Raw genomic sequence first — 10749 nt, 5'->3', positions numbered from 1 at the left:
ACTGCGCTCGGGTGATTTCAGTCCAGGCCATCTTGATCTCATCAGGTTATCGCAAACCCATGAATCATAACCCGCTGAAATCACTCAACTCATTTTCGGTCAGACACTGAGAGACAGGCGTGTATTTCGCTGCCGGTTCACTGAGTGATCATTCCACACAGCACGATACGCTGGTTTTATTTAGCGGGATGTTTCGTAATTTTGCTTTTCCTGCCCGTACAGATTCCCTGATTGTCTTTCTTATCAGTTCTGTTTTATCGGGACTGAAAAAGAAATTCCTTAAAATCTGCTCGTTTTTTTATCGTAACATTCAGCTGATTAACTGGCATGGACTTGTGTCTGTATACCTGTGTCACACCTGAAGCGGGGAACCCTCGCGCGGCGGACTCTTTGAATGTCAGTCTGGTTTTACGCAGGGGGGCCGATTGTCCGTGCCATATATTACGACGAATGACGGTACGCAGTATTACGAGGAAAAAGGCCGGGACCGACCTCTGGTGATGATCCACGGGTGGTCGTTCAGCGGGCGGTTTTTTCATCGGAATGTGGATGCTTTTGCGGAACATGCGCGGGTGATTACGATTGATCTGCGCGGACATGGAGAGTCCGGCAAGCCGGATCATGGGTATCGGATTCCCCGGCTGGCGGCGGATCTACGGGATGTGCTGGTTCAGCTTGATCTGACGGACGTGACGGTTCCGGGCTGGTCGCTCGGGTGTCCGGTGATCTGGAGTTATCCTGAGCTGTTCGGGCAGGAGCGGTTACGGGCCGCGATTTTCGTGCAGCAAACGCCCCGGCAGTATTATTCACCTGACTGGAAACCTGGACATGCGACCTGTTACGATCAGGCGGGGCTGGTGTTTACGCAGCAGCGGCTTACGCTGAATTCCGACGCGTTTGACGAGCAGAATCTGTCGGGTTGTCTGCGTCATCCCCTCCCTCATGATGAAAAGCGCTTTCTTCTGGCGGAGATGAAGAAATGCCCGTCTTACGTGCGGTCGACACTGATGGCGGATCATACGGTGCATGACTGGCGGGATCTGTTGCCGCATCTGAACATTCCGGCACTGGTCATGGTGGCGAAAAAAGACACTGTGCTGAATCCTGGCGGGCCGGCCTGGGTGGCGGTGCACATGCCGCATGCGCGGGCGGAGGTGTTTGAAGACAGCGCACATATGATTTTTATTGACGAGACGGAGAAGTTCAATGCGTCCGTCGTGTCTTTTCTGAAACAGTAAGGGCGGATAATATGACTGAAGGACAGAATTTTCCGTTTCTTTTCGGTGTTAATGAGTTCACGACGCAGCCCTGGTCTTTTGAAGAGGATGTCCGCCGGTATCAGGAACTCGGTGTTCAGGCGATTGAGGTTTGTGAGGCGAAACTGGATGCTGGCCGCGTTGCGGAACAGATGAAATACGTTGCCGGGAGCGGGATGAAGATCAGTTCGGTTCAGCCGGCAGTGCGGACGTTTTTTGGCAGCAGGATGATGCCGTCGCCGGAAGGGACTGAGGCGCGGGTCAAAGCATTTCGGAAAAGCCTTGAAATTCTGGCGCCTTTTACGCCGGGGTCTGTATTTGTCTGTAATACGGGAGCGCCTCCGGCCGGCAATGTGCGGAAGACGATTGATGATACAGTCAGATATTTGCGGGAACTTTGTCCGCTGGCTGCTGATCTGGGGGTTTCGATCGCGCTGGAGCCACTGAATCCGGTTTCGATGAATGTGGAAAGCGCTATCTGGACGATTGCGCAGACCATGGACGTGATTGATGCGGTCGGGCATCGCGCTATGGGGCTGTGTCTGGATTACTGGAATATCTGGCAGGAGAACGACGTCGAAGCGCAGATCCGGCGGGCGGGTGACAGGATTACGGTTGTGCAGGCGAGTGACTGGCGCGTTCCGTATTCGGCGGCGGATCGGCTGGTGCCGGGTGACGGGGCGATTCCGCTGGGGGCGCTGATGAAGGCGACCCGGGAAGCGGGATTTCGGGGCGCGTGCACGGTTGAGATCTTTTCCGACGGGGTGCCGGACAGTCTTTATGACGGGGATCTTCGGGAGGTCATCAGGCGCAGTCGGGCGGGGCTGGAGAAGGCCTGGCAGGCGATCGGGTAAGGATTCAGGCTGCGGCCCGGCAGGTTGTTGCCGGGCCGGTCTGTTTCATGGAAAGAGCTGTAGCCCTGTTTCCCGTTATGATCCTGACAGGGCATGGAGTTTTGCCGCGTAACCTGGCAAAGGTTGCGAACCTGTAGTGGATGCGGGGCCGGGCAGCGAGCTGATTTTCTCAGAAGAAGCCCAGTTTCTTTTCGCTGTAGCTGACGAGCAGGTTTTTCGTCTGCTGGTAGTGTTCGAGAACCATTTTGTGAGTTTCGCGTCCGATACCTGACTTTTTATAACCACCGAAAGCGGCGTGAGCGGGATAGGCGTGATAGCAGTTGATCCAGACGCGCCCGGCTTCCAGCCCGCGACCCATGCGGTAGCAGGTATTGGCGTTGCGGGACCAGACGCCGGCGCCGAGGCCATATTCGGTATCGTTGGCGATGGCGAGGGCTTCTTCTTCGGTTTTGAAGGTTGTGACCGCGAGCACCGGGCCGAAGATTTCCTCCTGGAAAATCCGCATGCGGTTGTCACCCCGGAAGACGGTCGGCTGGATGTAGAAACCTTCGCTGAAGGCTGTGCCGAGATCGGGTTTTCCGCCGCCGGTGAGAAGTGTCGCGCCTTCGTTTTTACCGATGTCGATATAGGAGAGAATTTTCTCTTCCTGCATCTGCGAGTTTTGCGCACCCATCATGGTTTCCGGGTCGAGCGGGTTACCCTGTTTAATGGCTTTGACGCGTGGCAGGGCGCGTTCCATGAAGCGTTCATAGATATCTTCGTGAATCAGGGCGCGGCTTGGACAGGAACAGACCTGTCCCTGATTGAGCGCGAAGAGAGCGAAACCTTCGATGGCCTTATCGAGATAATCGTCATCGTGATCCATGACATCTGCGAAAAAGACGTTCGGGGATTTGCCGCCGAGTTCCAGGGTTGAGGGAATAAGGTTTTCGGCGGCGGCGTGGGCGATGGTTTTGCCGGTGGCGGTTGAGCCGGTGAAGGCAATTTTCGCGATCCGGGTGTTATTGGCCAGCGCGGAGCCGACTTCGCGGCCGAGGCCGTTGACGATGTTGAGTGTGCCGGGCGGGAAGAGATCGCCGATGATCTCCATCAGCACGAGGATGCTGGCGGGGGTGGTTTCGGCGGGTTTCATGACGACGCAGTTGCCGGCGGCGAGGGCCGGGGCGAGTTTCCACGAGGCCATCAGGATGGGAAAGTTCCACGGGATGATCTGGCCGACGACACCTAGCGGTTCGTGAAAATGGTAGGCGATGGTGCTGTCGGTGATTTCGCTGAGAGCGCCTTCCTGGGCGCGGAGGCAGCCCGCGAAGTAGCGAAAATGGTCGATGGCAAGAGGGATGTCCGCGTTTACTGTTTCGCGGATGGGTTTTCCGTTATCCCAGGTTTCGGCGCGGGCCAGGAGTTCGAGGTTCGCTTCCATGCGGTCTGCGGCTTTGAGGAGAATGTTCGAGCGGGCTTCGACGGAGGTGTGTGCCCAGGCTTTGAAGGTTTTGTGGGCGGCGTCGAGTGCGAGTTCGATATCTTCCGGTGAGGAACGGGCGACTTCGCAGAGCGTGCGTCCGTCGATGGGAGACGGGTTGGTCATGTACCGGCCATTTGCGGGGGCGATCCATTTGCCGCCGATGTAATTGCCGTAGCGGGATTTGTACGGGGATTCCTGAGTGATCACGGACGCCATTGTTGTCTTCCTTATGAAGGCGAATGAAGCGATCGGGGACGCGTCTTGTCTGTTTGTAATATTTGTCGGTCAGGTCTTACGGTTTTGTTATTTTTATACCGCTTTCGCGGCTTATGACCGTGCGGGCGGTATCCTTCCATATACGGATACCGTGTTCAAGGTCGCGGGCGGGTCTGCTCACGCTATGGTGTTTGAACAGGCGGTGTCGTCCCCTGCCCTGTCGCGGTTTCAGGGACGTCCGGCGCGGTGATAGGGATGACCGCTGGCGATCGCGCGGGCGCGGTAGAGCTGTTCGGTCAGCATGATGCGGGCGAGCATGTGGGGCCAGGTAAAGCTGCCGAGGGAGAGTGTGGCGTCGGCGCGGGCGATAACGGGGGTATCGAGGCCCTCGGCGCCGCCGATAAGGAAGCAGAGCGGGCGGGCGAGTTCGGTCCAGCCGGTGAGCAGGGCGGCGAAGGCTTCGCTGGTCGGGGTTTTGCCGGCGAGGTCGAGGGCGACGACGAAGGCGCGCTCAGGGAGGGCATTGAGCAGGGCTTCGCCTTCGCGGTGTTTGATTTCGCCGGGGGAGCCTTTGCCGTCGGCGAGTTCGGTGATGGTGAGGGCCGGGCTGAGGCGCTTTGCGTAGCGGTCGATGAGGGCGCGTTCGTGGGCGTCTTTCATGCGGCCTATGGCGATGAGGCGCATCGGTCTGGTCCTGTTTTTCTGTGTGCCTGTGATCGGGACTGTATCGGCGAGGGGGGCGGGATCGCAAGGCGCCGGGCTGCTCCCGATGGTTGACCGAGGGCGCCGGATCGGCAATGCTGCACCGCTATGAGCAGTCTGTTTTTCCTTTGTGAAATGTATTACGCGCCGCGTGCATAGCGGTGGCGTGACTGTCTCTTTGTCCAGCCGCTGCCTGACCGGCGGTTGATTTCATGATGACAACCCCGGCCGGTGGCTTTATCGGGGTTCTGTTTCGTGACTTCCATGACTGTTTCGGATGAGTCTGGTGTAAGTGTTGGCATTGTCGGGTTCGGCGTGTTTGGCCAGCTGATTGCGGGACTTGTTCTTCCTTATTACCGGGTTGACGTCTGTGATCCGGATGAGGATCAGGCTGTTGTGGCGGAGCGCCTCGGGGCTGGTTTCCGATCTCTGGAAGATGTGGTTTCGCACCCCGTTGTCGTGCTGGCGGTTCCGGTTGCGGCGGTGGCTGAGGTGGCGCGACGGATTGCGCCGATGCTGAAGCCGGGCACGCTGGTTCTTGATGTTGGTTCTGTGAAGGTTTTACCGGCGCGGGCGATGTTACGTGAGTTGCCGTCCGATGTGGATATTATCGCGACGCATCCGCTTTTCGGGCCGCAGAGTGCGCGGCGGGGGCTGGCGGGAGCGCGGATCGTGCTGTGTCCGGTGCGGGGGCGGCATGGGCATCTGGCTGCATTCCTGCGGCGGGCGCTCGGGTTGCGGGTGATTGTCACAACACCGGAGGGGCATGACCGGGAGATGGCTGTGACTCAGGGGCTGACGCACTGGCTGGCGCGGGCGCTGGTGGGGATGGAGGCGTCCGAGCCGGCGCTCTCGGGGCGGCTGACGACGGCGAGTTTCGATCTGATCCGCGAGGCGGTTGGTATGGTGCGGTATGATGCCCCGGCGGTTTATGAGGCGATCGGGGCGCTCAATCCGTATGCGGCGGAGGTGCGGCGGGATTTTCTGAAGGTGGCGTCCAGGCTGGATTGCGAACTGGATGAAGCCTTTGCGGAAAGGCCGGACCTGGTTTGTGTCGGGTAAGGAAATGGACGGTTCCGGGGGTGTATTCAGGATGGGATTGACGAATATCTGGCTTTTCCAGGGGGTCTGCTGCCTGAATGACCCGCTGTCGGACATGCGGCGGATTATTAAGAGAGTGGAAATTCTTCGGACACAAAGGTCGCAAAAAATTAAACTGTCTGTTACAAACATCGTCTCGTCCAGATCGATGGCACACCAGTTTTTAGACAAGGCTCAATAATGTCTGTAATTCGGCCTGAAATGGAGTGCGCTGATAATCTCTCCGTCGATATCGTGGATAAAAAACGAAACGATTTTAATAATAATTATAAATTTCCCTCCCCTTTTCATGAGCCATGGTGGATTGATGCGGCGACCAACGGACAGTACGATATTATTAAAATTCAGAATGACGGAAAAACTTTGGTAAGCATGCCAATTTTTACCGCAAAACGCTTTATGTTCACATGCATCGGGATGCCTCTTTACACAAGGACGCTGAGTCCGACCTTTTACCTTCCGCCATCGAAGCCATTTAAACGCTCACAGAACATCCGAAACCTGGTTGCTGAACTTGTCAGTAAATTCCCGAAATATGACAGTGTCAGAATCCGCCTTCCTCCTGATGATGAAAGTGTTTTCGGTTTTTCCTTACTGGATTTTATCTGCGAGGAGCTCTTTACGTTTCGTGTGCCGGCCGCTTCGGACATTGAAGAGGTCTGGAAGAACTGTGATCAGAAGACGCGGAATGTCATCCGGTCTGCCGGAAAGAAGTGTTCCGTTCGTAACGGGGACGATTTTTCTGAATTCAAAAAAGTATCGTTGCTGAACAAGTCATCACATGAAAACACGAACGATTTTCGTGTCATGGAGCGGATATTCCGCGCTGCCAGAGACAGGAATCAGGCCACGATACTGACAGCCCGCAACGAGGCCGGCGTTTCTGTTGCATCGGCTATTATCGTCTGGGGATCGGAATATGCTTATTTCTGGCAGTCCGCGCGGAATCCGGCTTGTGGTATTGGCGGGGTGAATGCGCTTTTGCTGTGGAAAGCTGTCGAAATGGCCAGCGGTATGGGTCTGAGTTTTGATTTCGACAGTTACGGATCGACGAAGAGCGCGAAATTTCTTGCCAGTTTTGGTCTTCCGCCGATTATCCGGACCGAAGTGTCCCGTCAGACGGTGCCCTACAAGCTGTTCAAAATAGCGAACGGCATGATGCTGGATCGGAAGAAGGCAATAGACCGGTCTTCCGCGTTCTGAGGGAACATTTCGCCGGGGTGGAAGGAAACCCGCGCTGCTCTCTCAGATCCGGCAGGGACAACACGCCCCTGCTCTCAGATCTGTTTAATAAGTTTCCGACAGGCTCAGAGCGATGTAACGGACGCGTCTTCGCCTGGCTCGTCGAGATCGGCGCCCCACATGCGCTCCAGGCCGTAAAGCTCGCGAGCTTCGGCTTTGAACAGATGCACGACGATATCGCCGGCATCGATCAGCACCCAGTCCGAGCCGTTAGCGCCTTCGACGAGGATGCGTTTGAGGCCTTCCTCGCGCAGTTTGCGGTCGATGTGCTGGGCCATGGCGCTGATCTGGCGGTCGGCGATGCCGGTTGCGATGATCATGCGGTCGGCGAATGAGGCTCGACCGACGAGGTCGATGACAACGATATTCTCGCCTTTATCGCCGTCGATGCTGTCTGTGATGATGTTCACGTAGCGATCGACATCTTCCGCCGGAGCGTGCGGACGTTTTTTCGCGCCTTTGTCCGGACCGGCCGCGGCGGCTTTCTTGCGTGGCGTGCCGGGGGCTTTGGCGGCTTCGGCAAGGCGGGTATCGACAGGCTTTACGACGGCTTTCGCCTTCGCCGCGGGTTTGGCCGTGCCGGGCGTCGCGGCACTGGTGGTGCGGCGTTTTGGCTCCGTCTCGGAGGGGGGCTTCCTGGCTATGACCGTATCTCCTGTCCGGGTGGTCGCCCGCACTATCTGGCTTGGGTGTTTATTGCGCTGCGTTACGCAGGGCTGTTGACGATATACCGTTCTGTGGGCCTGGAAGAAAAGCCCATGCGGGCGGGGTTTTTTCGGGAAGTTGTCGGATTTGATGTGCGGGCAGCCGATAGCGTCGCAGGAATGAGGCGGTCTGGCCATGCAGGGCGGCGGCGTTATTGCCGGGACGGGGCATGACGGCGATGGGTACGGTGCGGATGACGTCTTTCCAGCGGCGCCAGCGGGGCAGCTGGGCGAAGACATCGGTTCCCATGATCCAGACGAAGCGGACGTTGGGGAAGCGGGTTTTCAGGACATGGAGCGTATCGACGGTATAGCGGGTGCCGAGCCGGGATTCGATGGTGGTCGGGATCAGGGCGCGCGCGCCGCTCAGACGGCGGACGGAGGCGAGGCGCTCGGCGAGCGGGGCCATGCCGTCGCGGGATTTGAGCGGATTGCCGGGAGAGACCATGAGCCACACCTGATCGAGCCCGAGGGCGCGGGCGGCCTGGCGGGCGATCTGGATATGGCCCTGATGGGCGGGATTGAAGGAGCCGCCGAGAAGTCCGATCCGGAGGCGACGGTTGTCGCCACGGGCTGAGAGCGGGTCGGCGGGTGGCACAGCTTCCCAGGGCCGGAGAGAAGCGGGCATTGCGTTCTCCGGGAGCTGCCTTTCTGGGTCTGCCCGCATGCCGGAGGGGCTCCCGGCCCGGATCAGGGCCGGATCTGGCCGCTGCCGAGGACCTCGTAACGGAAGGTGGTCAGCTGTTCGAGGCCGACGGGGCCACGGGCATGGATGCGACCTGTGGCGATACCGATTTCTGCGCCGAAGCCGAATTCGCCGCCATCGCAAAACTGGGTGGAGGCGTTCCACATCACGACGGCGCTGTCGGTACCGTTGAGGAAACGGGTGGCGACGGTCTCATCCGAGGTGATGATGGCTTCGGTGTGGCCGCTGCCGTAACGGGCGATGTGCTCAAGTGCGGAATCGACGCCATCGACGGTGGCGACGGAGAGCGTGGCGTCCAGCCATTCGGTGGCGAAATCCTGCGGCGTGGCGGGTTTGAGGTCCGGGACGATGGCGCGGGCGCGATCATCGGCGCGGAAATCGCAGCCGAGTTCCTTCAGGTCTTCGACGATGAGGGGAAGCAGCGAGGGCGCGATGGCGGCGTCGATCAGCAGGGTTTCGGTGGCGCCGCAGATTCCGGGGCGGCGCATCTTGGCGTTGGCGATGATGCTGCGGGCCATTTTCGGGTCGGCGGCGGCGTGGATATAGGTGTGACAGAGCCCTTCGGCGTGCGCGAGGACCGGCACGCGGGCTTCGTTCTGGACGCGCTCGACGAGGGAGCGGCCACCGCGGGGGATGATGAGGTCGATGAGGCCGGCGGCGGCGAGCATCTCGGCGACGTATCTGCGGTCGGTGCCGGGAGCGATCTGGACGGCTTCCTCGGGGAGGCCGGCGGCGCGGAGGCCGGCGGCCATGGCGGCGTGAATGGCCCGGGCGCTGTGAAAGCTCTCGGAGCCGCCGCGCAGGATGACGGCGTTACCGGATTTGATGCACAGGCCGGCGGCGTCGGCGCCGACATTGGGACGGCTTTCGTAGATGACGCCGAGCACGCCGACGGGGGTGGCGACGCGGCGGATTTTCAGGCCGTTGGGGCGTGACCAGTCGGCGAGGATACGGCCGACGGGATCGGGGAGGTCGGCCATGTCCTCCAGTCCGGCGGCCATGGCTTCGATGCGCTCGGGGGTGAGGGTCAGCCGGTCACGGAAGGCGGGCGTGCCGGTGAAGGCTTCCAGGTCTTTTGCGTTGGCGTCGAGGAGATCGGTCCGGGTTTCCCGGAGGGCGCTGGCGGCGGCCCAGAGGGCTTTGTCGCGGATGGCGGTCGGGCTTTGCGCCAGGGTTCGGGATGCGACCCGGGCGGCGCGGGCCATGGCCTCGATCGCCCCGGGTCTGGTCGCTTCCGCCTGCATACTGGCGCTCATTTCGGTTACCTCTGTCCTTCTCTGCTCGAATGTTATCGGTTCTGGTGTGTGCGTCGTCTGTTGTGCGTGTCGTCTGTCAGACGTTGAAGCGGAACAGGAGGACATCGCCGTCCTGTACCACGTAGTCGCGGCCTTCGACGCGCATTCTGCCTGCTTCTTTCGCGCCGGCCTCACCGTTGTATTTCACATAGTCGTCATATGCCACTGTTTCACAGGCGATGAAGCCACGTTCGAAATCATTATGGATGACGGCGGCGGCCTGCGGGGCTTTCGTGCCGGCCGTGATGGTCCAGGCGCGGGTTTCCTTGGGGCCGACGGTGAAATAGGTGCGCAGGCCGAGCAGCTTGTAGCCGGCGGCGATGACGCGATCGAGGCCGCTGTCCTCAAGGCCGAGGCCTTCGAGAAATTCCTTTGCGTCGGGAGCATCGAGCTGGCTGACTTCGGCTTCGATGGCGGCGGAGACGACGACGGAGGCGGCGCCTTCTTGCGCGGCACGTTCCTGCACGGCCTGAGAGAATTTATTGCCTGTCGAGGCGGCGGTTTCCTCGACATTACAGACATAGAGCACCGGCTTGGTAGTCATGAGCTGAAGGCGGGCGGCGGCGGCTTCCTCGCCTTTCGGCACGGCTGTGCGGGCCGGTCTGCCTTCGCGCAGGGCCTCGATCAGCGGCTCCATGAGCGTGACCTGGGCCTGAGCCTCGCGGTCGTTGCCACGTGCTTTCTTCTGGAGCGGGATGATGCGTTTTTCGAGCGAGTCGAGATCGGCGAGCATCAGCTCGGTTTCGATGATCTCGGCGTCGCGCACCGGGTCCACGCCGCCTTCGACATGGGTGATGTCGTCGTCCTCGAAGCAGCGGAGAACATGGATGATGGCGTGGACTTCGCGGATATTGGCGAGGAACTGGTTACCGAGCCCCTCCCCTCGCGACGCACCACGCACGAGGCCGGCGATGTCCACGAATTCGAGGCTGGTCGGAACGATTTTCTGCGATTTTCCGGCTTTTGCCAGCACGTCCAGGCGCGGATCGGGGACGGCGACGCGACCGACATTCGGCTCGATGGTGCAGAACGGGTAATTGGCGGCCTGGGCTGACGCGGTGGCGGTCAGCGCGTTGAACAGGGTGGATTTGCCGACATTGGGCAGTCCGACGATGCCGCAGTTAAAGCCCATCAGTCTTTCTCTCCTGTTCCGGCGGACCCGGGTTCGGGTTTTTCAGCCGTCTGTTTCTGTGGTCCGGACTTTATTGCAT

10 protein-coding genes are annotated in these 10749 nt (G+C 59.7%); 4 read left to right on the top strand and 6 right to left on the bottom strand.

Annotated elements, in window-relative coordinates:
- The first annotated feature begins 431 nt into the window (after window positions 1-431).
- Window positions 432-1238 carry an alpha/beta fold hydrolase gene (locus GOB90_RS06925; protein ID WP_146892756.1) on the top strand — a complete coding sequence of 269 codons (807 nt, stop codon included), beginning with the start codon at window positions 432-434 and terminating at the stop codon, window positions 1236-1238.
- 11 nt (window positions 1239-1249) lie between these two features.
- The gene (locus tag GOB90_RS06920; RefSeq protein WP_146892758.1) at window positions 1250-2110 is read left to right on the top strand and encodes a sugar phosphate isomerase/epimerase family protein; all 861 of its coding nucleotides are present in this window, start codon (window positions 1250-1252) and stop codon (window positions 2108-2110) included.
- Between the two features lie 169 nt (window positions 2111-2279).
- Here GOB90_RS06920 and exaC read toward each other — a convergent pair whose 3' ends face one another.
- Window positions 2280-3788: an acetaldehyde dehydrogenase ExaC gene (gene exaC / locus GOB90_RS06915; RefSeq protein ID WP_146892760.1), complete on the bottom strand. Its 1509-nt coding sequence runs from the start codon at window positions 3786-3788 to the stop codon at window positions 2280-2282.
- A gap of 228 nt (window positions 3789-4016) precedes the next feature.
- Entirely contained in the window at window positions 4017-4472 is a 456-nt protein-coding gene (locus GOB90_RS06910) for a 23S rRNA (pseudouridine(1915)-N(3))-methyltransferase RlmH (protein ID WP_146892772.1), read from the bottom strand.
- A 282-nt stretch (window positions 4473-4754) separates the two neighbouring features.
- On the opposite strand from GOB90_RS06910, the gene GOB90_RS06905 reads away from it, so the two are divergent.
- Together GOB90_RS06905 and GOB90_RS06900 are read left to right on the top strand one after the other, a co-directional pair.
- The gene (locus tag GOB90_RS06905; protein WP_146892774.1) at window positions 4755-5552 is read left to right on the top strand and encodes a prephenate dehydrogenase; all 798 of its coding nucleotides are present in this window, start codon (window positions 4755-4757) and stop codon (window positions 5550-5552) included.
- A 219-nt stretch (window positions 5553-5771) separates the two neighbouring features.
- A complete protein-coding gene (locus GOB90_RS06900) occupies window positions 5772-6794 on the top strand; it encodes a GNAT family N-acetyltransferase (RefSeq protein WP_146892762.1) in 1023 nt (340 codons plus the stop codon).
- A 104-nt stretch (window positions 6795-6898) separates the two neighbouring features.
- On the opposite strand, the gene rsfS is transcribed toward GOB90_RS06900, so the two are convergent.
- From rsfS to ychF, 4 genes are all read right to left on the bottom strand, one after another.
- Complete coding sequence (rsfS, locus tag GOB90_RS06895; protein ID WP_146892777.1) at window positions 6899-7477, bottom strand: ribosome silencing factor; 579 nt, start codon at window positions 7475-7477, stop codon at window positions 6899-6901.
- A 49-nt stretch (window positions 7478-7526) separates the two neighbouring features.
- Window positions 7527-8165, bottom strand: coding sequence for a nicotinate-nucleotide adenylyltransferase (locus GOB90_RS06890; RefSeq protein WP_146892764.1), 639 nt, complete (start codon window positions 8163-8165; stop codon window positions 7527-7529).
- A 62-nt stretch (window positions 8166-8227) separates the two neighbouring features.
- Window positions 8228-9499, bottom strand: coding sequence for a glutamate-5-semialdehyde dehydrogenase (locus tag GOB90_RS06885; protein WP_146892766.1), 1272 nt, complete (start codon window positions 9497-9499; stop codon window positions 8228-8230).
- A 76-nt stretch (window positions 9500-9575) separates the two neighbouring features.
- Window positions 9576-10670, bottom strand: a complete 1095-nt coding sequence (gene ychF, locus GOB90_RS06880) for a redox-regulated ATPase YchF (RefSeq protein ID WP_146892768.1) — start codon at window positions 10668-10670, stop codon at window positions 9576-9578.
- Window positions 10671-10749: the final 79 nt, after the last annotated feature.

This window comes from Acetobacter oeni (assembly GCF_011516825.1).
Lineage (GTDB): Bacteria > Pseudomonadota > Alphaproteobacteria > Acetobacterales > Acetobacteraceae > Acetobacter > Acetobacter oeni.
This window is presented reverse-complemented; position numbering and strand designations above follow the sequence as displayed.

Bases quoted from the DNA above. Each gene is read 5' to 3' on its own strand.
- GOB90_RS06910 (WP_146892772.1), bottom strand. From the start codon at position 4,472: ATGCGCCTCATCGCCATAGGCCGCATGAAAGACGCCCACGAACGCGCC.
- ychF (WP_146892768.1), bottom strand. From the start codon at position 10,670: ATGGGCTTTAACTGCGGCATCGTCGGACTGCCCAATGTCGGCAAATCC.
- exaC (WP_146892760.1), bottom strand. From the start codon at position 3,788: ATGGCGTCCGTGATCACTCAGGAATCCCCGTACAAATCCCGCTACGGC.
- GOB90_RS06890 (WP_146892764.1), bottom strand. From the start codon at position 8,165: ATGCCCGCTTCTCTCCGGCCCTGGGAAGCTGTGCCACCCGCCGACCCG.
- GOB90_RS06885 (WP_146892766.1), bottom strand. From the start codon at position 9,499: ATGAGCGCCAGTATGCAGGCGGAAGCGACCAGACCCGGGGCGATCGAG.
- GOB90_RS06900 (WP_146892762.1), top strand. From the start codon at position 5,772: ATGTCTGTAATTCGGCCTGAAATGGAGTGCGCTGATAATCTCTCCGTC.
- GOB90_RS06905 (WP_146892774.1), top strand. From the start codon at position 4,755: ATGACTGTTTCGGATGAGTCTGGTGTAAGTGTTGGCATTGTCGGGTTC.
- GOB90_RS06920 (WP_146892758.1), top strand. From the start codon at position 1,250: ATGACTGAAGGACAGAATTTTCCGTTTCTTTTCGGTGTTAATGAGTTC.